The organism is Flavobacterium gossypii (assembly GCF_014138495.1).
In the GTDB taxonomy this organism is placed as follows: Bacteria; Bacteroidota; Bacteroidia; order Flavobacteriales; family Flavobacteriaceae; genus Flavobacterium; species Flavobacterium endophyticum.
Map to the genome: position 1 here is coordinate 1 of NZ_JACJIS010000002.1, position 24,756 is coordinate 24,756.

The 24,756-nt window shown below is 39.2% G+C and carries 21 protein-coding genes and 1 other RNA gene; 7 read left to right on the top strand and 15 right to left on the bottom strand.

Going from position 1 to position 24,756, the window contains the following annotated elements; genetic code table 11:
• The 3 genes from GGR22_RS09940 to GGR22_RS09950 all read left to right on the top strand — a co-directional run.
• Positions 1–1,734 (top strand): gliding motility-associated C-terminal domain-containing protein (locus GGR22_RS09940; protein WP_182493540.1); only part of this gene is annotated, 1,734 nt, incomplete at its 5' end.
• Positions 1,735–1,783: 49 nt separating this feature from the next.
• On the top strand, positions 1,784–2,695 hold the full coding sequence (locus GGR22_RS09945) for a PorP/SprF family type IX secretion system membrane protein (RefSeq protein WP_182493541.1): 912 nt from the start codon (positions 1,784–1,786) through the stop codon (positions 2,693–2,695).
• A gap of 12 nt (positions 2,696–2,707) precedes the next feature.
• Positions 2,708–4,651 (top strand): OmpA family protein, encoded by a 1,944-nt coding sequence (locus tag GGR22_RS09950; RefSeq protein WP_182493542.1) that lies wholly within the window; start codon positions 2,708–2,710, stop codon positions 4,649–4,651.
• Positions 4,652–5,018: 367 nt separating this feature from the next.
• Here GGR22_RS09950 and GGR22_RS09955 read toward each other — a convergent pair whose 3' ends face one another.
• The 6 genes from GGR22_RS09955 to pyrR form a co-directional block, all read right to left on the bottom strand.
• The gene (locus GGR22_RS09955; RefSeq protein WP_317169788.1) at positions 5,019–5,510 is read right to left on the bottom strand and encodes a CAP domain-containing protein; all 492 of its coding nucleotides are present in this window, start codon (positions 5,508–5,510) and stop codon (positions 5,019–5,021) included.
• A 194-nt stretch (positions 5,511–5,704) separates the two neighbouring features.
• The gene (pdxH, locus tag GGR22_RS09960) at positions 5,705–6,346 is read right to left on the bottom strand and encodes a pyridoxamine 5'-phosphate oxidase (RefSeq protein ID WP_182493544.1); all 642 of its coding nucleotides are present in this window, start codon (positions 6,344–6,346) and stop codon (positions 5,705–5,707) included.
• 183 nt (positions 6,347–6,529) lie between these two features.
• Positions 6,530–7,435, bottom strand: coding sequence for a ribonuclease Z (locus tag GGR22_RS09965; protein WP_182493545.1), 906 nt, complete (start codon positions 7,433–7,435; stop codon positions 6,530–6,532).
• A gap of 18 nt (positions 7,436–7,453) precedes the next feature.
• On the bottom strand, positions 7,454–7,786 hold the full coding sequence (locus tag GGR22_RS09970; RefSeq protein ID WP_121376287.1) for a ribonuclease Z: 333 nt from the start codon (positions 7,784–7,786) through the stop codon (positions 7,454–7,456).
• A gap of 73 nt (positions 7,787–7,859) precedes the next feature.
• Positions 7,860–8,789 carry an aspartate carbamoyltransferase catalytic subunit gene (locus GGR22_RS09975; RefSeq protein ID WP_182493546.1) on the bottom strand — a complete coding sequence of 310 codons (930 nt, stop codon included), beginning with the start codon at positions 8,787–8,789 and terminating at the stop codon, positions 7,860–7,862.
• 38 nt (positions 8,790–8,827) lie between these two features.
• A complete protein-coding gene (gene pyrR, locus GGR22_RS09980) occupies positions 8,828–9,367 on the bottom strand; it encodes a bifunctional pyr operon transcriptional regulator/uracil phosphoribosyltransferase PyrR (protein WP_121376289.1) in 540 nt (179 codons plus the stop codon).
• 176 nt (positions 9,368–9,543) lie between these two features.
• Here pyrR and GGR22_RS09985 point away from each other — a divergent pair, with 176 nt between their 5' ends.
• Positions 9,544–9,708 carry a hypothetical protein gene (locus GGR22_RS09985; protein WP_170148781.1) on the top strand — a complete coding sequence of 55 codons (165 nt, stop codon included), beginning with the start codon at positions 9,544–9,546 and terminating at the stop codon, positions 9,706–9,708.
• A gap of 88 nt (positions 9,709–9,796) precedes the next feature.
• Here GGR22_RS09985 and GGR22_RS09990 read toward each other — a convergent pair whose 3' ends face one another.
• Positions 9,797–11,413 carry an ABC-F family ATP-binding cassette domain-containing protein gene (locus GGR22_RS09990; RefSeq protein WP_121376291.1) on the bottom strand — a complete coding sequence of 539 codons (1,617 nt, stop codon included), beginning with the start codon at positions 11,411–11,413 and terminating at the stop codon, positions 9,797–9,799.
• 208 nt (positions 11,414–11,621) lie between these two features.
• On the opposite strand from GGR22_RS09990, the gene GGR22_RS09995 reads away from it, so the two are divergent.
• A complete protein-coding gene (locus tag GGR22_RS09995; RefSeq protein ID WP_182493547.1) occupies positions 11,622–13,031 on the top strand; it encodes a TlpA family protein disulfide reductase in 1,410 nt (469 codons plus the stop codon).
• A gap of 70 nt (positions 13,032–13,101) precedes the next feature.
• On the opposite strand, the gene fsa is transcribed toward GGR22_RS09995, so the two are convergent.
• From fsa to ffs, 3 genes are all read right to left on the bottom strand, one after another.
• Entirely contained in the window at positions 13,102–13,758 is a 657-nt protein-coding gene (fsa, locus tag GGR22_RS10000) for a fructose-6-phosphate aldolase (protein WP_182493548.1), read from the bottom strand.
• A gap of 73 nt (positions 13,759–13,831) precedes the next feature.
• Positions 13,832–14,635 carry an SDR family oxidoreductase gene (locus GGR22_RS10005; protein ID WP_182493549.1) on the bottom strand — a complete coding sequence of 268 codons (804 nt, stop codon included), beginning with the start codon at positions 14,633–14,635 and terminating at the stop codon, positions 13,832–13,834.
• A gap of 120 nt (positions 14,636–14,755) precedes the next feature.
• An RNA gene (gene ffs, locus GGR22_RS10010) (signal recognition particle sRNA small type) lies at positions 14,756–14,854 on the bottom strand.
• A gap of 88 nt (positions 14,855–14,942) precedes the next feature.
• Between ffs and GGR22_RS10015 the strand changes: the two genes are divergently transcribed.
• Positions 14,943–16,004: a glutaminyl-peptide cyclotransferase gene (locus GGR22_RS10015; protein ID WP_121376612.1), complete on the top strand. Its 1,062-nt coding sequence runs from the start codon at positions 14,943–14,945 to the stop codon at positions 16,002–16,004.
• 6 nt (positions 16,005–16,010) lie between these two features.
• The gene (locus GGR22_RS10020; RefSeq protein WP_182493550.1) at positions 16,011–16,694 is read left to right on the top strand and encodes a carboxypeptidase-like regulatory domain-containing protein; all 684 of its coding nucleotides are present in this window, start codon (positions 16,011–16,013) and stop codon (positions 16,692–16,694) included.
• A 42-nt stretch (positions 16,695–16,736) separates the two neighbouring features.
• Here GGR22_RS10020 and GGR22_RS10025 read toward each other — a convergent pair whose 3' ends face one another.
• The 5 genes from GGR22_RS10025 to GGR22_RS10045 all read right to left on the bottom strand — a co-directional run bounded on the left by GGR22_RS10025 (position 16,737) and on the right by GGR22_RS10045 (position 24,409).
• Complete coding sequence (locus tag GGR22_RS10025) at positions 16,737–17,369, bottom strand: hypothetical protein (protein WP_182493551.1); 633 nt, start codon at positions 17,367–17,369, stop codon at positions 16,737–16,739.
• 123 nt (positions 17,370–17,492) lie between these two features.
• Positions 17,493–19,382 (bottom strand): molecular chaperone DnaK, encoded by a 1,890-nt coding sequence (dnaK, locus tag GGR22_RS10030; protein WP_121376296.1) that lies wholly within the window; start codon positions 19,380–19,382, stop codon positions 17,493–17,495.
• A gap of 147 nt (positions 19,383–19,529) precedes the next feature.
• Entirely contained in the window at positions 19,530–20,498 is a 969-nt protein-coding gene (locus GGR22_RS10035; protein WP_182493552.1) for an endo alpha-1,4 polygalactosaminidase, read from the bottom strand.
• A gap of 144 nt (positions 20,499–20,642) precedes the next feature.
• Positions 20,643–21,908, bottom strand: coding sequence for an SMP-30/gluconolactonase/LRE family protein (locus tag GGR22_RS10040; protein ID WP_182493553.1), 1,266 nt, complete (start codon positions 21,906–21,908; stop codon positions 20,643–20,645).
• A 2-nt stretch (positions 21,909–21,910) separates the two neighbouring features.
• A complete protein-coding gene (locus GGR22_RS10045; protein WP_182493554.1) occupies positions 21,911–24,409 on the bottom strand; it encodes a M14 family metallopeptidase in 2,499 nt (832 codons plus the stop codon).
• Positions 24,410–24,756: the final 347 nt, after the last annotated feature.

Sequence of the window (24,756 nt, forward strand, 5' to 3'; positions counted from 1 at the left end):
CCTGCGGCTGAAGTGGCTGCGTCATGCGACAATATCCCGGCTGCGGCTACGCTTACTGCAACCGATGCTTGCGGAAGTGCGGCTGTAACTTTTGCTGAAACTAGAACTGATGGTGCTTGCGCCGGAAGCTACACGCTTACAAGAAAATGGACGGCTACTGACCTTTGCGGAAATACTGCCGAGCATATTCAGACAGTGACCGTGACCGATACGCAGGCTCCTGTATTCGCAGGAACAATGCCTGCTGCCGAAGTGGCTGCGTCTTGCGACAATATCCCGGCTGCGGCTGTACTTACCGCTGCAGATGCCTGCGGAAGCGCGACGGTGACTTTTGCTGAGACTAGGACTGACGGTGCCTGCGCCGGAAGCTACACGCTTACAAGAAAATGGACGGCTACTGACCTTTGCGGCAATACAGCCGAGCACACTCAAGTAGTGAATGTAACCGATACTCAGGCTCCTGCTTTCGTAGGAACATTGCCTGCTGCTGAACTGGCTGCATCTTGCGACAACATCCCGGCTGCGGCTGTATTGACTGCGACTGATGCCTGCGGAACTGCAACGGTGACTTTTGCTGAGACTAGGACTGACGGTGCCTGCGCCGGAAGCTACACGCTTACAAGAAAATGGACTGCGACTGACCTATGCGGCAATACTGCAGAACATATCCAGACAATAACGGTAAGCGATACGCAAGCCCCTACATTTGTTGAGACTGTACCGGCAGACGTTACCGTAGCTTGTGGAGCAATTCCAACAGCAGTAACTCTAACGGCAACTGACAACTGTAGTCTTGCAACAGTTACGATGACAGAAACTACAGCGAATGGAGCTTGTACTGGTGATTCAGTGATAACAAGAACTTGGATTGCTACTGACTTATGTGGAAACACAACTTCAGCAACCCAAACCATCACAGTAGAAGATAATACTGCTCCATCATTAATTACTCCTTTTGAAGGAACGATAAATGTGGTTTGTAGTGCTATTCCAGATGCGCCAGCCTTACAATTTACAGACTCTTGTTCTTCAGTAGAAAATGTTATATTTGATGAACAGATTGAAAATCAGACAGCAACAGGTTATACTATCGTGAGAACTTGGTCTGCATCTGACAGCTGTGGCAATTCAAATACATTTACACAAATTGTAAATGTTACGATAACAAGCCCAACGCAAACAATTCCTAGCGAACTGTGTGTCGAGGATCTTTCAATTGATTTGTTCACATTGCTTGATGGTTCAGTAGAAACAACAGGTACATGGGTCGATACTAATAATTCAGGCGGATTACAGGGAAGCACATTTAATCCTGCGCAAGTTGCACTTGGAGATTACATCTTGAGCTATGTTATCGCTAATGGCGATTGTCCTAGAACTATTCAAGTCAACATGAATGTAAATGACGAATGTATCGTTTTAGCGCCTTGCGAGATCATCGTACACAATGCAATATCACCAAATGGAGATACTCTAAATGAGTTCTTTATGATTGAAGGTCTTGATTGTTACCCAAATAATACGGTAGAAATCTATAACCGCTGGGGTGTTTTAGTATTCGATGCTCAAGGATATGATAATACAAATAAAGTCTTCCGAGGAATATCAGAAGGTCGAGCAACAGTTAAAAAATCAGAAGAATTGCCTGATGGAACATACTACTACGTACTTAAATACGTAGATGCTGATGGAAAATCTAGAGAAAAAGCAAGCTATCTATATATTAATAGATAAAGTCTAACTTCCAGGGATGTAAGTCCCTGGAACTAAACAAACAAAATAAATGAAAACAAAATTTTTATTTTTCGCTTTAATGTTGGCAGGTTTTGCAGGTTTTGCGCAACAAGATGCACAATACACGCAGTATATGTACAACACTATTAATATAAATCCGGCTTATGCTGGTTCAAGAGGCGTCATGAGCATTTTTGGCCTTCACAGAACACAATGGGTTGGATTAGACGGTGCTCCTGTGACCAATGCAGTTTCTTTAAATACTCCTATTAATAATAGTAAATTAGGTGTCGGACTTTCTTTTGTCAATGACAGGATCGGTCCAACTGACGAAAATACAATTTCGGCAGACATCTCCTATACTGTAAAGACATCGGAAACGTATAATCTTTCATTTGGTATCAAAGGAACAGCAAACCTATTCAGCTTAGACGTAAACAAATTAAATCCAGCCGATGCAGGAGATTCGCATCTGCAAAATTTCAACAATAATTTTACGCCAAATGTTGGTGCCGGAGTTTATTTTCACTCCGATAAATTGTATGTAGGTCTTTCTGTGCCTAACTTTTTCGAATCAACTCGATATGAAGACAATTCTGTTTCTGTATACAAAGAACGAATGAATTTCTACTTAATCGGAGGTTATGTATTTGACTTAAGCCCTACTATCAAATTCAAGCCCGCTTTCCTTATGAAAACAATTGAAGGCGCTCCCCTACAGCTTGATGTGTCTGGAAACTTCTTGTTCAACGACAAATTTACGATTGGAGCTGCCTGGAGATGGGATGCCGCGGTAAGCGCAATGGCCGGTTTTCAAGTTACCGATGGAATATTCGTAGGGTACGGATACGATCTAGAAACAACAAAACTGTCCAACTACAACTCGGGCTCACATGAGGTGTTCCTACGATTCGAGCTTTTCAATAAATTCAACAAAGTAACTTCACCTAGGTTCTTCTAATACTGCGTAATTATGAAAATCAAATTTACATATATAGCTTTTTTAAGCATCATCTGTATCAGCGGATATTCGCAAAAAGCAGCTGTAGCATCAGCGGATAAGGAATACGAAAAATACGCTTACGTCGATGCAATAAAAACATACGAGCGTGTTGCAGAAAAAGGATACAAATCGCAAGACATGCTCCAGAAGCTTGGAAATTCTTATTATTTCAATGCTGATCTGGAAAATGCCGCGAAATGGTACGGTGAGCTTTTTGCAATGACACAAGATGTAGACGCCGAATATTACTATCGTTATTCTCAATCTTTGAAAGGTATCGGTGATTATAGCAAAGCAAACGAAATGCTTGAAAAATTCAACCAAAAGTCGGGTATCGATTCTAGAGGAAAATTATACGAAGAAAGAAAAAATTATCTAGAAGAAATCAAGAAGAATTCCGGAAGATACAATGTAGAAAATGCAGGTATAAATTCTGAATATTCTGATTATGGAAGTGCTTTCTTTGGCGACAAAGTTGTCTTTACTTCTGCTAGAGATACCGGAAATTTCTCGAAAAGACAGCATTCTTGGACCAATCAATATTTCACAAACATGTATGTTGCCGATATGAGTCCGGAAGGTGATTTGTCTGCTCCGCAAAAATTTGCGAAAAGCCTGAACACAAAATTCCATGAAGCAACTCCAGCTTTTACCAAAGATGGAAAGACGATGTACTTTACCCGAAACAATTATAACGACGGAAAAAAAGGAAAAAGTAGCGACAAAGTAACGTTGTTGAAAATATACAAAGCTACGCTGGAAGGTGATAAATGGACCAATGTAACCGAATTGCCTTTCAACAATAATAATTACAGCGTGGCCCACCCTGCTTTGAGTCCGGATGGAAAAACATTGTATTTTGCTTCTGACATGCCAGGAACGTTAGGCCAGTCTGATATTTTCAAAGTTAGCATTAATGCCGACGGAAGTTTTGGAACTCCAGAAAATTTAGGTCCTAAAATCAATACGCCTGGAAGAGAATCTTTTCCTTTTGTATCGGATGAAAATGAATTGTATTTTGCTTCTGATGGTCAGCTTGGCCTTGGCGGATTCGACATCTTTGTTTCAAAAATTGAAAAAGACGGAAGTTTTAAAGAAGTAAAAAATATCGGAGAACCGGCAAACAGCAAAAAAGACGACTTCGGATTTGTTATCAATACAAAAACCAGCAATGGCTTCTTCAGTTCTAACAGAGAAGGCGGAAACGGAAACGATGACATTTACAAATTCCTTGAGACTAAAAAATTAGAATTTGCCTGCCAACAGCTTTTATCAGGAATCGTAACAGACATGGAAACGGGAGCTATCCTTCCAAACACAAAAGTGACTTTGTCTGACGAGAAATTCAACAAGCTAAAAGAAACTACATCGGATGCTACCGGGAAATATGTTTTCGAAGACGTACAATGTGGTAAAGCGTATTACGTAAAAGCTGAAAAACCAGAGTATGTTACTAAAGAAGTAAAAGTGACGCTGCCTAAAGAAAGCGGTGAAACCGATCTTCCGATTGCTCTTGAAAAATCAGTTAAGAAAGTCAAAGTGGGTGATGATTTAGCAAAAACATTTGGAATCAAGATTATTTATTTTGACTTAGACAAATGGAACATCCGACCAGATGCAGCTACAGATTTGGCTAAAATTGTTGATGTGATGCGTGAATACCCTACGATGAAAGTAGATGTAAGATCGCATACCGACAGCCGACAAACACACAAATACAACGAAAAACTATCCGACAGAAGAGCAAAATCAACAATTGCTTGGATGATACAAGATGGAATACAAGCTTCGCGATTAACAGGAAAAGGTTATGGCGAAACCCAATTAGTAAACAAATGTGCTGATGGAGTTGAATGTTCAGAAGAAGAGCATCAGTTAAACAGACGCAGTGAATTTATCATAACTGAATTATAATCCTAAATGCCCATAAAAAGCAAAAGCATCCTTGACTAGAAGGATGCTTTTTTTGTTATTTACCCTACTGTAATATATTTTAAAAATATATCCCCATACAATAGTTTTCACACATTCGGTACTGAAAGATTAATCAAAACAAAAGAACAATCTTTATATGAATCTATTGTATAAACAGCCTAAGCTTCTATAAATAATCCACGAAAATTAAACCCCATCTAATATTAATTATCTAAAAAAAATAATTCCTGTTGAATTATTGCAATCAGTAATAAATGAAAGGTGAACGTAAATAACAATCTTTTTAGGCCGCTTCAAAAAAAAGACTGCATGAAACTGCAGTCCTTTTTACTGAGTCTCGGCTTTCTTATTTTTTTATGAACATATTCGTATAATACTTGCGTCCTGTTTCTGGGCTTGTACGAACAGAGATTCCGAAATGGGTAAAGTCTCCTTCGATGTTCGCTTTATGGCCAGGACTTTGTAGCCATGCGTTTAATGCAGCTTGTGGCGTTTGATAGTTGTAGGCCACGTTTTCATTAACTTTTACCGCTCCAAGTACTTGGATAAGGTTTTGTGATCTTTCTTCAAAAAAAGCATGGTTGACAACGTTATTTTCAATCATGTATTCATTGTGTTCCTCAGACTTGTAAGAGATATGATTGATTGGCTGTAGAATTGGCAAATTAACGGATTGCCGGTGTTCGTTGATAATGCGCATTAAATCTAATTCTGTGGGATTGTAGTCATAATTCTCTACGAGGGTCGAATTAGGGACATTGTTTTCATCAGAAGAGTCCGAAGAACAGGATAACATAGTGAACAACAGAGCCATTGGCACTAATGTTCTGAGCATCATTGCTTTCATAGGTTAAGTAGATTAAGATTTAGATTCAAAAAAGCCTTTGGGAAAACTTTTTCAAATATCAAGCAAGATCATGATGGGGCACAACTCTTACTTAACGATTCAATATTACAAAAACATCGTTGAACTGCAAAATAAAATCGACGAAATGCATGTTATTATATTTTTTAGAAGTAAAAACCTACATTCTAAGAAGAAAGGCGGTCTTTTTTCCAAGCCAAATCTTGAAGTTGAAAACGAATGCGGTCGTGCAATCTATTAGGTCTTCCCTGCCAAAATTCAATTTCATGGGGTTTCACAAGATAACCTCCCCAATAGGAAGGTCGCGTAATTTCTTTTCCAGAAAATTCCGTTTCGAGAGTACGGATTTTATTTTCCAGCACTTCCCTATTCAAAATGACTTCGCTTTGATGAGAAGCAACGGCGCCAAGCTGACTGCCAAAAGGTCGGGAATGGAAATATTCGTCAGAAACTTGATCTGATGTTTTTTCTGCTTTGCCTTTAATGATTACCTGCCTTTCGGCATAAGGCCAGAAAAAAGACAAGCAGACATTTGGGTTTTCTGCGATTGATTTCCCTTTTTCCGATTCGTAGTTCGTAAAGAAAATAAAGCCTTCAGACGTAAACTGTTTTAAAAGCACGATTCTTGATTTTGGAAAACCATCTTGGCCAATCGTAGCAATGGTCATAGCATTGACCTCTTCGGTACCGCCAATAGCCTCGGCTTCATTAAACCAAGTAGAAAACAATTCAAAAGGGTTATCAGGAATAGCGCCTTCGATAAGCTCGCTTTTTTCGTATGATTTTCTGTAGTTGCTTAAGTCTTTCATGTTTCTTTAATAGAGAGTTTCTGAAACACAAAGTTACAAAGTTTAGTATGTTGGGATATGATATTTGTCAGTTTAGTTTTGAGGTACTAAGGTTCTGAGTCGCTAAGGCACTTAGGTTGGTTTATTTTAGAGAATCAGCTAAGTTGTTTCAATAATGAATTTCTTTTCTTAGAACCTTAGTGCCTAAAAAGAAAAACTCTCCCCATCATCTCCCAAAAGCACATTTGGAAAAACGGTCTCCGCTTCTTCTTTGAACTTTAAAATAGATTCGTATCGTGTAGAATAATGGCCTAAGACAAGATTTTTAGCTTTTGCCTTCAGTGCTATTCTTGCTGCTTCTTTTGCGGTAGAATGCATCGTTTTTTCCGCCAGCAAGGCTTCTGTTTCTAAAAAGGTAGATTCGTGATAAAGCACATCAACATCTTCGATCAAAGGCAGGATATCTTCATTATAAACCGTATCCGAGCAAAAGGCATAGCTCTTCGGTTTTTCGGGATCAAAAGTCAGCTCTGAGTTTGGAATGACACCACCGTCTTCTAAAGTAATATCACCGCCATGCTTGATTTTTCTGTAATAGACTTGGTCTATTTCATACTGCTGTACAGCATCAATATTAAGCCTTCTTTCGCTAAATTTCTCTTGGAACAAGTAGCCATTCGTATAAATCCTATGTTTTAAAGGAATGGTCTTAACGACAACCTTATCGTCTTCAAAAACGGTTTCAGATACTGTCGATTCTAATTCGTGAAAATAGAGATTATAGTTGGTCCATGAATTCGACAGTTTTAGCTGCAGCGTGATGATTTCCTTAATTCCTTTTGGACCGTAAATATGCAGGTCGTTTACGCGATTCAGGAGCATGTAGGTAGAAACTAGTCCGACCAATCCATACACGTGATCGCCATGAAGGTGCGAAATAAAAATGTGGTTTATTTTCGAGAATTTGATCTTATTCTTTCGCAACTGGACTTGGGTTCCTTCTCCGCAGTCGATCAAGAACATTCGGTCCCTGATTTCCAATACCTGCGATGTCGGATTGGTAATGGTTCGGGGTGTTGCGGCATAACAGCCTAAGATCGTCAGTTTCATTTTAAATGCAAACAGAGATTAAAATCCGAGGTCTCTTTCGATTTCCTCCATTTCAATAATATCATGCGCTTCAAGAAGCGTAGGAACGACAATCATCTCATCAGGAACTTCGTTAAAATCAAAATCGTTAATTACTAAAACAAATGATTTCTTTGCTTTTCTATGTTTGTTAGACAAAGAAAGGAAAGATAATACTTGGTCAAGCGTTACCTCTTTATCGGCCGAAATATCCAAGATAAGGTTTTGATTTTTAAAACTGCCGTATTCGTTCGTCACTTTTTCAAGGAAGGAATTTACACTCCCTTGAGTATCTTTTATTACGGTAGTATGTCCTTTTTGATCTACTTTCATTTTATTTATTTTATGAAATACGAATTTCCTTTGCAGCAATTCAAAGTTACAAAGGTTTTTGTCTTTTTGCTAGCTATTGCTTGATTTTTGAAGCCAATAAGTAAATCACCGCCATTCGTATTGCCACGCCATTTTCGACTTGGTTTAGGATGACAGACTGCTGTGAATCGGCTACATCTGAAGAAATCTCTACGCCTCGGTTGATAGGTCCCGGGTGCATGATTACGATTTCTTTGCTCAACGAATCTAACAAGGCCTTGTCTACTCCATACTGCTGTGCGTATTCTCTTGTAGAAGGAAAATAATTCACATCCATTCGTTCGTTCTGTACGCGGAGCATGTTGGCCACGTCGCACCATTCTAAAGCTTTTCTCAGATTTGGCTCGACAGTAACTCCTAAAGATTCAATATATTTTGGAATCAGGGTTTTTGGTCCGCAGACTTTTACTTCAGCTCCCTGCATCTGCAAGGCATAGATATTCGACAGCGCTACTCTCGAATGCAAAATATCGCCTACGATAACCACTTTCTTTCCGGCTACTTCGCCTAATTTTTCTCTGATCGTAAAAGAATCCAGTAAACCTTGAGTCGGATGCTCATGCGCTCCATCGCCTGCATTGACGATACTCGCATTTACGTTCTGCGAAAGGAAATAAGCCGCTCCTGGGTTGGAATGCCTCATTACGACCATATCGACTTTCATCGAAAGGATATTGTTTACGGTATCAATCAAGGTTTCTCCTTTTTTGACCGAAGACTGCGCTGCCGAAAAACTGATGACGTCAGCCGAAAGTCGCTTTTGGGCTAATTCGAACGAAAGCTTGGTTCTTGTACTGTTTTCAAAAAATATGTTGGCAATGGTAATATCTCGAAGTGAAGGGACTTTTTTTATCGGACGGTTAATGACTTCCTTAAAATGATCGGCTGTTTCAAAAATAAGGTCAATATCTTGTTTGTTGATATATTTTATTCCTAATAAATGATTTACGCTTAATTCGCTCATTTTTATATGTGTTGTGTTGTTGTTATTTTAAGAACTTATTAGTTGGTCACCAGATAAACCACATCTTCTCCCTCCTGCTCTTTCCAGCTGACCTTTACCTTTTCATTGTTTATCGAGTCTACTTGTCGGCCGCGGTAATCAGGCTGAATTGGCAGATGGCGGCTAAAACGCCTGTCGATCAACACCAGCAATTCAATCTCAGCCGGTCTTCCGAAAGACTGTATTGCAGTCAAGGCCGAACGGATGCTTCTTCCGGTATATAAAACATCGTCTATAAAAATCACTTTTTTGTTTTCTACCAAGAAATTAATCTGCGTCTTATTGGCTTCCAAAGGTTTTTCAGTCCTGCGGAAATCATCTCTAAAAAAAGTGATGTCCAGATAACCTAAAGCTATTTCCTTTACATGGTATTCATTTTGAAGGATTTCTTTGAGGCGTTCTGCCAAGAAAGTTCCGCGTGGCTGAATACCAACAAGAATCGTGTCTGAAAAATCGAGATGCTTTTCAATTAACTGGCAGGCCAAACGATGCAGAATGATATTGACTTCTTTTGAAGTAAGCAATATTTTTTGACTCATAATGAAGTGTTGTGTTTGGTTTGTAAAAGTAGGCAAAATTTATTTTTAAGTAAAATTAAAAATACAGTTTTAGGCCATATGCCAACAGGATCATAATTATATAACCAAAAATACTAATGATGTAATATTTTTCTGTGCAAAATGGAGAACTTTATAAAAATAAAAAACTAGAAACCATGAACAAGATATCTAGAATATCCATTATGCTTTTGATACTTCTTTCTTTTTCAAGTTGCGAAGTCGTAGAAGGTATTTTTAATCTCGGCGTGGGCGTCGGCATTTTTATTGTTGTTGCCATCATCGCTTTGATCATCTTTATCATCAGCAGATTTAAGAAATAAAACACCATAACCAAAACCAACCATTTTAAACCAAAAAATCCCGTACTTTTTAAGAACGGGATTTTTTTATTTGCATGAGGCTTATTCCTTAAGAATACATTTTCTTTCTAAGCTCTTGTACTTTTTCATCGTCAAGATAGTCGTCAAAAGTCATGTATCTATCGATGGCTCCTTTTGGCGTCAGTTCAATCACTCTGTTACCTACAGTTTGTGCAAACTCGTGGTCATGTGTCGTGAAAATAACAGAACCTTTATAGTTTTTCAATGAGTTGTTGAAAGCGGTAATCGATTCCAAATCCAAGTGGTTTGTAGGCTCATCTAACATCAGGACATTTGCTCGCTGCATCATCATTCTAGAAAGCATGCAACGTACTTTTTCTCCTCCAGACAATACACGGCTTGTTTTCAAAGCTTCTTCACCAGAGAAAATCATTTTCCCTAAGAATCCGCGGATATACACTTCATCACGCTCTTCTTCTGTTTTTGCCCACTGTCTTAACCAATCTACTAAAGTCAGGTCGTTTTCAAAGAAATCGTGGTTTTCAACCGGAAGATACGCTTGAGTCGTTGTAATTCCCCAATCAAAAGTTCCAGAATCCGGAGTTTGGTTTCCGTTTAAGATTTCATAAAAAGCTGTCGTAGCTCGCGAATCTTTAGAAAACAAGACAATCTTGTCGCCTTTTGCCATATTTAAATCTACACCTGTGAACAACGTTTCTCCATCAATTGAAGCGCTTAAATTTACTACGTTCAAGATTTGGTCTCCCGCTTCTCTTTCTTGGTCAAAGATAATCGCCGGGTAACGACGGCTCGATGGCTTGATTTCGGCAATATTCAATTTGCTGATCATTTTCTTACGCGAAGTAGCTTGTTTCGATTTTGCCACGTTCGCACTAAAACGACGGATAAATTCTTCTAATTCTTGTTTCTTTTCTTCAGCTTTTTTGTTTTGCTGTGCTCTCTGTTTTGCGGCTAACTGGCTAGACTCATACCAGAAGGTATAGTTTCCAGAGTAATGGTTGATTTTTCCAAAGTCGATATCCGAAATATGCGTACACACGGCATCCAAGAAGTGACGGTCATGCGACACGACGATTACGGTATTTTCATAGTTTGCCAAGAAGTTCTCTAACCAAGCAATAGTTTCAAAATCCAAGTCGTTGGTAGGCTCATCCATAATCAAAACGTCAGGATTACCAAAAAGCGCTTGTGCCAAAAGCACGCGGACTTTTAGTTTTCCTTCCATATCGGCCATCAAAGTATAGTGATTGTCTTCTGTAATGCCTAAGCTCGAAAGCAAAGAAGCCGCATCAGAATCAGCATTCCAGCCGTTCATTTCTTCAAACTGTACCTGCAACTCGCCTATCCTGTCTGCATTTTCATCTGTATAATCCAGATAAAGCTCGTCCATTTCTTTTTTAACGGCATACAGCACTTTATTTCCCATCATTACTGTTTCCAAAACCGTATGCTCATCGAACATGTTGTGATTTTGGTTCAGCACCGACATACGTTTGCCCGGTTCCAAGAAAACATTCCCTGAAGTCGGGTCAAATTCTCCTGAAAGTATTTTTAAGAAGGTAGATTTTCCAGCACCATTTGCTCCAATAACTCCGTAAATATTACCATCTGTAAAGGTTGTATTTACTTCATCAAACAAAATTCTTTTGCCAAACTGTACTGATAAATTATTTACTGTTAACATTGCTATAGTTTTTAAAAAAGTTTTGCAAAAGTAGAAAAAATACTGCACTTTTGGCATAGGAACCGGAGATAGTTTTACAGCATAAACTTAAAGTTCTTATTTAATTATTTAATCGCATTCTAAATAATTGAAGGCATCTATATTTAACTATGCCTTAACAGAGAATCTAGATGCATCTGAATATTTTTGTTTATTAGATCTAAACTACATGCACAATTTGAAAGTTTTTAAAATCGTATCGTTTTCAATTTTCAGCCTGTTCCTAATGGGATCCTGCGAAAATAAATTCAAAAACGATAATTTTACTGCTTATTTCGGTGGCGAAGTTACAAATCCTCTAAATCGCTATGTCCTGTTTCTTAAAGACAACAAAGTGATAGATACTATTCCTTTGGACAGGAACAATCGTTTTTTTAAGAAATTCGATTCTTTGGCTCCTGGATTATATACTTTCAAGCACGAGCCAGAATACCAATATGTTTACTTTGACAAGAACGACAGTATTATGGTACGCATGAATTCTAATGACTTTGACGAATCTGTTGTGTTTTGCGGCCGCGGCGAAGAAAAGAACAATTTCTTGATGGAAATGTATCTTAAGAATGAGGAAGACAAAAACAAAATGTTTACGGTATTTGACTATGACTTGAATAAATTCAACAAATACATCGACTCGGCCTATACTTCTAGGAAAAACTACTATACGACCAAGAAAGAAGCTTTAAAATGGAGTGATGAGTTTGACCTTTATGCTTTGGCTTCTCTTGATTTTCCTTATTATACGAAAAAAGAAATTTATCCTGTAATTCATGAAATCAGGACAGGCGAAAATGTCTCTCAAAAATTGCCGAAGAATTTTTATGAATACCGCGACGAGATTGATTACAATAACAAGGATTTGACTAATTTCTCTCCTTTTGTAAAATATCTTACCTACATGCTCAACAATATGGCCTTGGAAAAAGCGGACGAAAAGGCTTCGGAAGAAGACAAGGCTTTAGACATGAACATCACCAAGCTTAATATTGCTGACACGCTTTTCAAGAATCCGGAAATAAAAAATACGATCCTAGACAATATTGCTTTTGCTTATCTATTAGAAGACCAGCATATCATAAACAATAAGAAATTCCTTGACCGCTATAACCAGCTTTCAACGGACAAAGGCAACCAGAATGAAATCATAAAAATAGGCAACGCAATCCAGATGCTAAAAAATGGCAATCCTTTGCCAAAAGTCAGCTTGATTGATTTGAATGGAGAATCTGTTAGCAGCGAGGATGTTGTGAAAGGAAAATGCGTCATCTTTTTCTGGACAGAAAATGCAGAATCCCATTTCGAAACCGTCCACAAAAAAGCAATGGAACTAAAAGCTAAATATCCTGCCTATACTTTTATTGCTGTCAATGTTGACGACAATCAATCCAAATGGAAGACCAATCTTTCTAAATACAAATTCAGCGATATAGAAGAATTCAGGGTAAAAGATTTTGAGGAATTGAAACAGAAATGGGTCATTACAAAAATACACCGCGCTATTACGACCAATGCAGATGGAACGATCAACAACGCTTTCGTCAACTTATTTGATGTCAAGTTCATCGAGCATTTGAAATAATCTCGTGAATAATATAAACAAAAAATCCCGCTTAATTTAGGCGGGATTTTTTTATATCTAAAAGATCTTCTTATTTATTTCCTTTTTCAAAATCAGCAACAAACTGAGCCAATCCTAAATCAGTCAAAGGATGTTTTAGCAATCCTGTGATAGCCGAAAGCGGTCCTGTCATGACATCGGCACCGATTTTAGCACAGTTGATGATGTGCATGGTATTTCTAACAGAAGCCGCAAGGATTTCAGTCTCAAAACCATAGTTATCATAAATCTCACGGATTTCTTGGATCAAGTTCAAGCCGTCTGTAGAAATATCATCCAAACGTCCGATAAACGGAGAAACATAAGTAGCACCTGCTTTTGCAGCCAATAAAGCCTGTCCTGCAGAAAATACTAAAGTAACATTCGTTCTGATTCCTTTATCTGAAAAATATTTCGCAGCCATTACGCCTTCTTTCGTCATTGGCAGTTTTACCACGATTTGTTCATGCAGTTCGGCCAACTCTTCACCTTCTTTTACCATTCCGTCAAAATCAAGCGCATTTACTTCGGCACTTACATCACCTTCTACAATATTGCAGATATCTACATAATGTTTTAGGATGTTGTTTTTTCCTGTGATTCCTTCTTTTGCCATTAATGACGGATTCGTTGTTACGCCATCCAAAACGCCAAGAGCTTGTGCTTCCTTAATTTGAGCCAAATTAGCCGTGTCAATAAAAAATTTCATCTGTTATAGTTTAATTTGTGTGTTTACGCTTATAATCAAATCTTGAATAAGATCTCAAAATTCGGTAGCAAAATTACAATTTATAATGGTTCATCAGCATTTTTTCATAAACTTTATCCGGCAGAACCCTCTTTAGGACAATCGAGAATTTCTGCATAAAAACGCCTACTTTGTAATGTATTTTAGGATCTGGATTTTCGATAATCTTGGCAACAGCTAGCGCCATTTCGTTCGGATTGCTTCCTGAATCCACATGTTCGTCCATCATTTTTAGCGTGTCGCCGTATGGCTTTTCATAAGCTGAGCCTTTGATCAGCGGCGCGTGGAATCGGCCCGAAGCGATATTGGTTGCAAAGTCGCCTGGAGCGATATTGGTAATCTTTACGCCAAAATCTTTGACTTCCATGCGCAACGCTTCCGTAATCAGCTCTAAAGCTCCTTTTGAAGCCGAATAGACGCTTCTGTACGGCAATCCCATATAGCCAGCTATAGAAGTAATATTAATAATCAAGCCCGATTTCTGTGAGCGCATTTGCGGCAGCACAGCTTTCATGACTTCGATAGGCCCGAAAAAATTGGTTTCAAAGTTGTTCTTGATTTCAGATGTTGGAATCTCTTCTAAAGGTCCCGTAATACCGACACCGGCATTGTTGATTACGACGTCAATTCTTCCTGATTTTTGGATGATTTCCGCAACAGCATTCTGGATGCTTTCTACATTTCGAACATCAAGCGCGACTAGAGGAAATTTAGAACCGGTGATACGCTCTGGATTACGGCTAGTGCCATAGACGGTATATCCTTTTTGGACGAGGTATTCTCCAATGGATTTCCCGATTCCTGAAGAACCGCCGGTAATTAGTATGATTTTAGACATGATAGCTTCTTAGAAAATGAAGCCAAATTTAGTATTTTATTTTTGATCCAAACCCTTTCAGGGTTTAAAACCCTGAAAGGGTTAAAAACAAAAAATCCTCCGCAAAGGGAAGATTAAAAAAAATGGCAAGCGACCTACATCGCACCGCTACAACCGCTTACCCTTGCTGTGTTCCCACCCTGGGGGAGTCTGCAGGAGCTGGTCGTGTAGGACTTGCCGGTGCAAATATACAAAGATTTTATATTTTTGCAAGGCAATTGGCGGTTATAAAATAACGTTGTATATTGTCCTAATCAATTTTAAAACAATGAAAAAACATAAACTATTAGCATTCATTTTATTAGGGACGGTAATCGTGTCCTGCGGTGATGACGAAAAAGAGAAAAAAAATTTATTCAGCATTGATTCTGCTAGCTTAAAGGAGTCATATCAGCCTCAAGAATCGCTTTCTTTGATGCTAAAGAACGATAAAAACAAGACCATCGACTCTATCATCTATTATGTAAACGAGAAAAGAGCCGGTGCGGTTGTCGGAAACAAGAAATTAGATTTTGCTTTGGCCGATACCAAATTAGGCTACCAAAACGTAAAAGCGCTTGTCTATTATGAAGGACAAAATGTAGAAACGGAAACCCGAATCGAAGTGGTTTCTAACGTAAAGCCGAAATTGCTTACGTATACCATAGTGAATACCTACCCGCACGATGAAACATCGTATACGCAAGGATTGGAATTTTACAGAGATACTTTATTTGAAGGAACTGGACAGCGCGGTACTTCAAAATTGCTGAAAACCGATTATAAAACTGGGAAAGCCTACCAATCCATCAACTTGGAAGGCCGCTATTTCGGAGAAGGAATCACGATCTTAAATAATAAAGTGTACCAACTAACATGGCAAGAAAACATAGGCTTTATCTATAATGCCGATAATCTTAAGCAAATCAAAACTTTTGAGTACTTCAAAAAAGTTGAAGGCTGGGGATTATGTAACGACGGAAAGTTATTATACCAATCTGACGGTACCGAAAAAATCTGGGTTTTGGATCCGGAAACTATGAAAGAAGCAGATTATATCAACGTATATTCTGAAGCAAGCAAGATAAAAGCTGTCAATGAGCTGGAATGGGTAGACGGAAAAATTTACGGAAACGTATACCAAAAAGATGCCGTAGCTGTAATCAATCCGAAAACTGGCGCTGTTGAAGGTATTCTTGACTTAAGAGAATTAAAGACTAAGGTCAACATGATCGGCCATGATCCAGGAAACGACGTATTGAATGGATTGGCTTATAACCCAAAAACCAAAACGCTTTTTGTCACCGGAAAAAAATGGGACAAAATGTTTGAGATCAAGATTTCAGAATAAAGTCAGATGTTTAATAAAATTAATATATCGATTCCGAAACCTTGCCACGAAAATTGGCAGGAGATGACAGCTGTAGAAAAAGGCCGATTCTGCAATTCGTGCCAGAAGACGGTATATGATTTTACAAAATTATCCGATAGGCAACTTATTGAAAAAATCAATTCTGAGCCAAATAGCTGTGGTCGTTTTTTAAAAACACAGCTAAACAAAGATTTACAGCTTCCAAAAGAGAAAAGCAGTATTTGGATTGCTGGAGTTACTGGGATATTGAGTTTTTTAAGTGTCGGAAATCAACAGCTCTTTTCTCAAGAAAAGGTAAAAACAGAACAGACTCTAGAAAAAAGTAATGCTGAAAAATCAACTGATGACACTCTTTCTGTTTCTGAAATACAAATCAACGGTATGGTATTAGATCAAGATATACCACTCCCTGGAGTTAGTGTCATGATAAAGGGAAAATCAATTGGTACGCAAACAGACCTTGATGGAAGTTTTTCAATGACTGCCAATAAAGGAGATGAACTGGAATTTAGCTTTATGGGAATGAAAAACAAATCTATGATTGTCAATTCCAATAAAAAGATTTCAATAATTATGAAACCAGATTATATGCTGTTAGGAGAGGTTGTCGTCGTAAGAAAAACTTTCTTCGGAAGAATCTTCCACTCCATTGGAAATATTTTCAGATAATAAAAAAACCGAGCTAAGTGCTCGGTTTTTTTATGCTGTACCTTAGGCTTTCTTTTTCTTTGCCGGTGCGGCTGGCGCCGTACTCGTTGTTTTTCCTTCTACATATTTTTTATCCGCTGCATTGAAGGCAAAAGTATTCTGTTGTGTCTTGTTCTTCTGTAAGATGTCACCTTCTGGTGTCAAGACAAACTCAAAGCCTTCTCTTCTCACCTTTTCTTGCGTTTCCGACGCGTTCTTTAATCGATCAAGAAAAACCTTCTCTGTAATGTTTGTCGTTGTCTGCTGGTTCGAAAACAGCTTTGTTTTTGAAGCCGTATCGTATACTTCAGAAAACAGAATGGTTCTTACTTCGGTCTTTAACTCGGTTTTGGTTGTAATCTCCTCTGTCCATGTTAGCAGGTATAAAGGTATTCCTTTTGCCGTAAAACCTTTAAGCGTGCAATTTTTAGGCGGATTCTTTTCATCAACCGTCTTGATTCCGATTGTATCTTTTTTGGCTTTGTTATTAATGAACAGGTAGAAATTTCCTTTTACGATTTCTGCCGTAAGATTGTCTGCTTTTGCCAAGGCAGCTGAAGCTGGTTTTGCAGCGGCTTTCTTTTTGGATCCTTTTTTCTGTCCGTAGCTAAAGGCAGCAGTAAGTACGAGTAAGATTAAAAATGCGGTCTTTTTCATAGTATATTTTTTTTTTGGAATGCCTAAAATACAAAAAATATAAGACCCTAATTGTTAAAGTAGTGCACAAAAAAAGCGCAGGGTTCATAACCCTGCGCTTTTGAACTATAATCTAAAAAGTGATTATTTCACTTCTTCGTAGTCAACATCTTGAACGTTGTCACCACCTGCTTCACCTTGCGGCTGTGCATCTTGTGGAGCGCCTTGAGCATCACCTTGCTTGTACATCTCTTCAGAAGCATTTTTCCATGCTTCGTTGATTTTGTCTAAAGCTGGTTGAATTGTAGCGATGTCTTGGTTAGCATGCGCCATTTTCAATTCTGTCAAGGCATATTCGATAGCTGTTTTGTTCGCATCCGATAATTTCTCACCAAATTCTTTCAACTGACTTTCTGTTTGGAAAATCATGCTGTCCGCTTCGTTCAATTTCTCAATTTTTTCTCTTGCCGCTTTATCAGAATCAGCATTTGCTTCTGCTTCTTTTTTCATTCTTTCGATTTCTTCTTGAGTCAATCCAGAAGAAGCTTCAATTCTGATATCGTGAGATTTACCAGTTCCTTTGTCAGTTGCAGAAACTTTGATGATACCGTTAGCATCAATGTCAAAAGTTACTTCAATTTGTGGAACTCCTCTACCTGCTGGTGGAATTCCATCTAAGTGGAAACGACCGATAGTTTTGTTATCTGCAGCCAAAGCTCTTTCACCTTGCAAAACGTGGATTTCCACAGATGGTTGGTTGTCAGAAGCTGTTGAGAACACTTGCGATTTTTTGGTTGGGATAGTTGTGTTAGACTCAATTAATTTTGTCATAACACCACCCATAGTTTCGATACCTAAAGATAAAGGCGTAACGTCTAACAACAATACATCTTTAACATCTCCAGACAAAACACCTCCTTGGATTGCAGCACCGATAGCTACAACCTCATCAGGGTTAACTCCTTTTGACGGTTTTTTGTTGAAGAATTTTTCTACTTCTTCTTGGATTCTTGGGATTCTTGTAGAACCACCCACCAAGATAACTTCGTCGATATCTGAAATGCTCAAGCCAGCATCTTTTAATGCTTTGGCAACTGGAGCCATAGAACGTTTTACTAACGCGTCAGTCAATTGGTCAAACTTCGCTCTAGTCAAAGTTTTCACTAAGTGTTTAGGTCCTGTAGCTGTTGCAGTAACGTATGGCAAGTTGATTTCTGTTTGAGCAGAAGATGACAATTCAATTTTAGCTTTTTCAGCAGCTTCTTTTAGACGTTGCAATGACATTGGGTCAAGACGCAAATCCAAACCTTCTTCTGATTTGAATTCTTCAGCCAACCAGTCAATAATAGTTTGGTCAAAGTCATCTCCACCTAAGTGTGTATCTCCGTTTGTAGACAATACTTCGAAAACTCCGTCTCCTAATTCAAGGATAGAGATATCAAAAGTACCACCACCTAAATCGTAAACTGCAATTTTTTGATCCGTACCTTTTTTATCCAAACCGTATGCTAAAGCTGCAGCAGTTGGCTCGTTGATGATACGCATTACTTTCAAACCAGCGATTTCACCAGCTTCTTTTGTAGCCTGACGCTGTGCATCGTTGAAATAAGCAGGAACAGTAATAACTGCTTCTGTAACTGTTTGACCTAAATAATCTTCAGCCGTTTTCTTCATTTTTTGAAGTGTCATTGCTGATAATTCTTGTGGCGTATAAAGACGGCCGTCAATGTCAACACGTGGCGTGTCATTGTCACCTCTTACAACACTGTAAGGTACATTTTTAGCTTCTGTAGCGCTTTCAGAGAATTTATTTCCCATGAAACGTTTGATTGAAGCAACAGTTTTTGTTGGATTGGTCACTGCTTGTCTTTTGGCAGGATCACCAACTTTGATTTCTCCACCTTCAACAAATGCAATTACTGATGGCGTTGTTCTTTTTCCTTCAGCATTAGGAATTACAACTGGTTCGCTTCCTTCCATAACAGAAACGCAAGAGTTTGTTGTTCCTAAGTCAATTCCGATTATTTTACCCATTTTTATATATATTTTGTTTCTATACTAATTTTTGAACTCGTGAACAATTAGACAATCTTTGTGCCAAGACAAAAAATAATTAAAATTGTCAGTTTTTGTTAAAATTGGCATTTATAAATATGACAAGATGACATTTTTAAACTTTTTTTATTTCTCAAAATACTCAAAACCGTCAATGATATCTAGGTAAACGCCGTCAAAATTAGCTTCTAAAATTTTGTCCAGATAAGAATCGTTGTTCTTATAAATAATTTTCTGCCAGTCTTCATTCCAATATTTCACTTTGAAATTTCCAGGCCAATCCGGATTTACCGCCGCCATCCAGTTGGGTTTTGACGTATTCCAAGAAGGCTGCCAATAGTAGCGGTAATCTTCGGCCTCTCCAATAGACATATAACAGATGACCAAACGTTTTCCGCCGTTGGCTTTGTCTCGCAATTGGTTGATTTCTGTAGCCGTAAATTGTTCCTCGTTTAAAAACAAATCCATTATAATCGCATCATAATTCGTCGCTTGTATGGCGTTTATAAAAGCCGTTTTCGATGCAAAGTTTTCAGTATTAATCAAATACAAGAAATTTTTTGCCTGTGACAAGTTTGTGATTACGGCAGTATTGGAGTTATTCGGAACCGTAGTCGGGATTACGGTCAAATTCCGTTGCGGCGCGGCATAAGAAATATAGCCGTTTACTGCATTCGTTTGATAGGAATTGTTCATTTTTGAAGCCGTTGAACAATAATCCGTTACCAAAATGGTCTTGCCTTTGTTCTTTGAAAGGTTTAAAAAGCTTTTTACATAATTCGAAATATCGGCAGGAGTTGCTTGATCGTCATTGTCATATCCGTAAAACAGATCTTCTTGTCCGTTTCCGTCGATGGCATTTAAATAAGCTTGGGCCGGAAGGCCGTCTGCTTCTCCGTTTTCAGAAACCAATTCGATTCCGTTTTGCGGAATGACAGCAAAACCAGGCTTGATGCCTTTTGCTTTTTGGCTGATTCCGATGACAAAATCGCGCATGTCTTGTCTAAAATTGCGATCCTCTGAAGCAGACGAGTCATTGTCTTTATCACAACTCAAAAGGGCAAACGCTACTAGCAGAACGATTATTCTTTTCATATCTTTTTTATAGAAGATAACGGAAGTAACTGCATTTTAGTCTGCCAAAAACAAAGCATTGCTGAACAATAAATTCCCGTTTTGTCAAAATCTTACCTAACACATTCTCTTCAACCGTCAGTAATGAAATTATCGATATTGCCTTCATATTTTGCCTTTAAGATCATAACTAAATAGCATCGGATTTTGAAACTTGCTCAAATCCAACGCAAATTCTTTAGAATAAAACTTCCAAGGCGAATTGGCAAAGAAATACAGCTTGTTGCCTTTGAGCATCGACAGTACCGGCTCATTAAATTCCGGACGGTTATTGTCTAGGGTGGTAAAGCCTGTCAGCTGCTTCTGGTTTTTATCCAGCTTGTATTGAACGATGCGTATCGGCTGCACGCCATTGTGAATCGCAATCAGCGAATTGTCATAATACGTCAGGCCGTCGATGCCCTTTTTGGTACTGCCTTTCGGAAATTCCAGCCATGACCTGTCAGCATTGTTTTTGATGTCTACTGCTACAATTCCGCTCAGGTAATCTGCCACAAACAGTTTTGTATTCTCCGCATTGAGAGCTATTCCCTGAAGGCTGAGCGCTTCTCCGTTAAGGCTGAGCCATTCCGTAATCGTATCTTTCTCGATCTTATAAACAATCGGCTTTTCGCTGTCGGTGCTATAGACCACGTTGTTTTTAGCAACCACCAAATCGCCAAAAAGATGTTCCCCGCCAACAGAAAACCGTTTTACGATGGCTTTGGTCTTGATGTCAATTTTTAAGATTTCTGCTTTTCCTTTTAGTGCTTTCGAGTATTTTTCCATTTCGGGCAAGGCGCCAGTAGCCGCCCATAAATATTTCTCGTCTTTGTCTGCTTTGATCGAAAAAACCGCCAAGATGTTTTTGCCGGCAAGCCAGTCGGTACACTTTCCTGTCTTAGGATTGAAAGAAACGATTTTTCTTTTTCGGATGCTTGTTGCCAGCCAAGTCTTTGATTTCTCCAGAAACAACAATCCTTCGGGATGCAGGTCTTTTTCGGATAAGGAAATCACCTTCTTTGAATTCTTGATTTCTTTTTCCAGCTCGGCTTTCAACAATAGGGTCTTTTTATAGGCGGCTGTAGTTTCTAGGCTCTTGAAGTCGGCATCCTTTTCAAATTCAGTCTTGTTGTTTGTCAGTACCAATTTCTCTAAATACAAATTGGCTTCTTCGACATTCCCGTTTAAGGCGTGTGCCGCTGCCAGGTTATACGTAAATGTCGGGTGCGATGGTCTCAAGCTGTCTAACTTTAAGGTCAATGCTAAAAAAGACTTATAGTCTTTAGCTTCGTAAGCTTTGACGCTCTGTCCGTACACCTCGTTCAATGTCTGTGCTTTGGCATACGCGCCAAACAATACAACAACTAGTATAAGCACATATCTTTTCATGGCTAGTCGACTAAAAACAAGGCATTGCTAAACAGTAAATTTCCGTTTTCCCAAAATCCCCTGAAAAGCGGATTGTCGATCATATAAATCACCTGTCCTTTGCCGATCGGCTCTACAGCAAAGGAAGCTGTATTCTCTAGTTTCTTTTTGAGGTTCTTGCCAATAAAGCCAAAGCTTTTGTAGTGTTCGGGAACATACGCCACATTCCATACATTTTTCAATATCTTAAAATGCTTGTCCGATGTTTTAAGGCTGTAATAGGTATCGCCCAGTCCGTACGAAAGCGGGTGCGTCTTGTCCAATACATTCTCTACGATGGCTCCGGGAACGGCGTTGGAAATCGAACGCCTTTCCGCATTCTGGTATTGCTGAAAGCGCAATTTCAGCGCTTCTTCATTGCTTTCTTTTTTGGCTTCGTCTTTCTCTTCGTCGGTGGCATATTGCGTAAGGTTGTAGCCTTCCCTGTCTTCAAACAAGCTTAGGGCATTCTGCAGGGCAATTACCTTCCCACCTTTTGAGATAAAGTCATCGATATTTTTCTTCTGGCTGTCGGACAGGTCATACCAGCCGTCAGGCAAGATCAGGGTCGTAAATTCAGAGAGGCTGATTCTCCTGAGATCGTTTACATCTACAATACTGACAGGATAATTGATGATCTGGTCCATATAAAACCAGACCTGTCCGAAATCGGTCGGGCTGATAGTGCTGCCGCTTAAAAGCAAGACTTTCGGCGCCCGTAGCAGCGGATAGTTTTCACCGCCTAGATCGCTTCCGCTGACAGAAAAGCCGCTCTTGATGACGTTATAGTCCGATTTCTCAATCAATAAGCTCTCCAATGTCTTTTCAAAATCAGGCAGTTGGCGATTGTCCGATTTCAATACGATGAGATCACCTAGCCCTATCTTGATAGCGCCAAAAGCCGATGTCTTTCTTGAAGAACGCACCTTGATATTTTTTCGCAATAGTCCAGCCACAATTTTAGCTGAAACCCTGCTGTTCCACGGAATATAAAAGGCAAAAACATTTTCGGCAACAATCTTATCCGGGTGATTGAGCTGGGTCTTGGATTTTACAGACAGCGCATTTTTTAAAGCATAGCTTTCAATACCGAAAGCATGCGGCAAGGCCCAAGCCGTAATGTCGTAAGACAAGCTGTCGGACAATCGCTGGTTCGGCTCAAACAATACCTGAGTCAAGACCGATTTTGGCTGGCTCGCTTGAATCACCATATCGTTGGGCTCAATCGTGAACGACTTGTCTTTATCGGATTGATAGTGATAGCCTGACAGCTTTTTGGTTTCGTCGGCATACGCAAACTCAATACCATTCTGTTGCAGCAGTACGGCCAGCTGTTCTGACTTGCCATTATTTTTTACGACATAGGTCTTGTATTTTCCTTTGGGGTTCTGGCGGCTGTCTTTAAAATACGCCTTGAAATCCGCAATCAGCTTTTCCTTTCTGTTTGATGCTGTTTCTACAGCAGTCAATACGGCTACCGAGTGATGATTGATCCTGTCCTGCAAGGTAAGGATGCTTCCGTTCTGCATCATTACAGCACGTCCGGCACCGATGCCTCCTTGCTCGTAGGTCATTCCGATAGCACCATTAAAACTCGGATAGGTATCGCCATAGCTTGGATAAAACAAATCAAAGCGCTCTCTAGTATAATAGCTCCAGCCTTGGGCATCGAATTTTTTAGAGGTATTCTCGCCAATAGCGTTATGGAAATCGCGTTGGGGCTTGGTGATAAAGTCGTGGAACGGTTCTGCCGCCGGCGGAAAAAAGTAAGGCTCGTTATAGCCCATTTCATGAACGTCAACATGCACTTGCGGCATCCATTGGTTGTACATTACCATGCGCTGCTGCGTCTCGACTTGTGTCTGCCACGCCCAGTCCCTATTGAGGTCGTAGGCATAATGATTCTGTCTTCCGCCCGGCCATGGTTCCATGTGTTCTCTATCCGCTAATTCCGTATGTATGTTTTTTCCAGAAATATCGCGGAGCCAGTTGCCATATCGTGAAAAACCGTCAGGGTTTAGGCACGGGTCTAAGATAATGACCGTATTCTCGAGCCACTTTTTAGTTTCTACATTCTGAGGGTTTAGCAGTTCATACGCTACTTTCATCGCGCTTTCTGCCGCACCTATTTCATTGCCGTGTACGTTAAAGCTTAACCAGACAATTGCTTTTTCATTTGCAGTGGCAGTTTTTTTATCGGTCATGCCAATCGAATACAGGTGATTTTCTCGAATGCTTTCCAAGTTTTTCAAATTCTCCGGCGTCGAAATATAATAGGTATTCAGAGTGCGTCCTTGCGAAGTAAAGCCATACGGATTATGCTGTATCCAATTAGAATTGGCAACTAGATGAGCGTAATAGGATTCGAGTTCGCTGTAAAAGCTGACCTGCTTTCCGTAATTCGGCAAAAATTCTGCTGGACTCTTGATTTGTGCCCTACTTGATAAACAAGACAGAATCAAGACAATGAATAGTTTTTTCATAAAACAGTTAATAAGAATCCAAATGTAAAGAAATTTCGTTTTGGAAGGCGAAAATTCTGAACGGCAACCCATTTATCGCAGTTGACAGCTTCTCCCAAGCTGAAACAAGCTTAAAATGACCTCACTTTAGCCTGTCAACTCTGTTAGACACCTCAAAATGACCTCACTTTAGCCTGTCAACTCTGTTAGACGACTCACTATAAACGTATTTTAAGACCTCACCAACATGCCTTATACTTTTTACAACTTTACGACTTGCAACTTTACGACTTTACGACTTTATCAAACCAACCCTCTTTAAATCACCCAATTATATCAAATTTCTAAAATCATCTAGGAATAATGCA

Bases quoted from the DNA above. Each gene is read 5' to 3' on its own strand.
- GGR22_RS09945 (WP_182493541.1), top strand. From the start codon at position 1,784: ATGAAAACAAAATTTTTATTTTTCGCTTTAATGTTGGCAGGTTTTGCA.
- GGR22_RS09950 (WP_182493542.1), top strand. From the start codon at position 2,708: ATGAAAATCAAATTTACATATATAGCTTTTTTAAGCATCATCTGTATC.
- GGR22_RS09955 (WP_317169788.1), bottom strand. From the start codon at position 5,510: ATGATGCTCAGAACATTAGTGCCAATGGCTCTGTTGTTCACTATGTTA.
- pdxH (WP_182493544.1), bottom strand. From the start codon at position 6,346: ATGAAAGACTTAAGCAACTACAGAAAATCATACGAAAAAAGCGAGCTT.
- GGR22_RS09965 (WP_182493545.1), bottom strand. From the start codon at position 7,435: ATGAAACTGACGATCTTAGGCTGTTATGCCGCAACACCCCGAACCATT.
- GGR22_RS09970 (WP_121376287.1), bottom strand. From the start codon at position 7,786: ATGAAAGTAGATCAAAAAGGACATACTACCGTAATAAAAGATACTCAA.
- GGR22_RS09975 (WP_182493546.1), bottom strand. From the start codon at position 8,789: ATGAGCGAATTAAGCGTAAATCATTTATTAGGAATAAAATATATCAAC.
- pyrR (WP_121376289.1), bottom strand. From the start codon at position 9,367: ATGAGTCAAAAAATATTGCTTACTTCAAAAGAAGTCAATATCATTCTG.
- GGR22_RS09985 (WP_170148781.1), top strand. From the start codon at position 9,544: ATGAACAAGATATCTAGAATATCCATTATGCTTTTGATACTTCTTTCT.
- GGR22_RS09990 (WP_121376291.1), bottom strand. From the start codon at position 11,413: ATGTTAACAGTAAATAATTTATCAGTACAGTTTGGCAAAAGAATTTTG.
- GGR22_RS09995 (WP_182493547.1), top strand. From the start codon at position 11,622: ATGCACAATTTGAAAGTTTTTAAAATCGTATCGTTTTCAATTTTCAGC.
- fsa (WP_182493548.1), bottom strand. From the start codon at position 13,758: ATGAAATTTTTTATTGACACGGCTAATTTGGCTCAAATTAAGGAAGCA.
- GGR22_RS10005 (WP_182493549.1), bottom strand. From the start codon at position 14,635: ATGTCTAAAATCATACTAATTACCGGCGGTTCTTCAGGAATCGGGAAA.
- GGR22_RS10015 (WP_121376612.1), top strand. From the start codon at position 14,943: ATGAAAAAACATAAACTATTAGCATTCATTTTATTAGGGACGGTAATC.
- GGR22_RS10020 (WP_182493550.1), top strand. From the start codon at position 16,011: ATGTTTAATAAAATTAATATATCGATTCCGAAACCTTGCCACGAAAAT.
- GGR22_RS10025 (WP_182493551.1), bottom strand. From the start codon at position 17,369: ATGAAAAAGACCGCATTTTTAATCTTACTCGTACTTACTGCTGCCTTT.
- dnaK (WP_121376296.1), bottom strand. From the start codon at position 19,382: ATGGGTAAAATAATCGGAATTGACTTAGGAACAACAAACTCTTGCGTT.
- GGR22_RS10035 (WP_182493552.1), bottom strand. From the start codon at position 20,498: ATGAAAAGAATAATCGTTCTGCTAGTAGCGTTTGCCCTTTTGAGTTGT.
- GGR22_RS10040 (WP_182493553.1), bottom strand. From the start codon at position 21,908: ATGAAAAGATATGTGCTTATACTAGTTGTTGTATTGTTTGGCGCGTAT.
- GGR22_RS10045 (WP_182493554.1), bottom strand. From the start codon at position 24,409: ATGAAAAAACTATTCATTGTCTTGATTCTGTCTTGTTTATCAAGTAGG.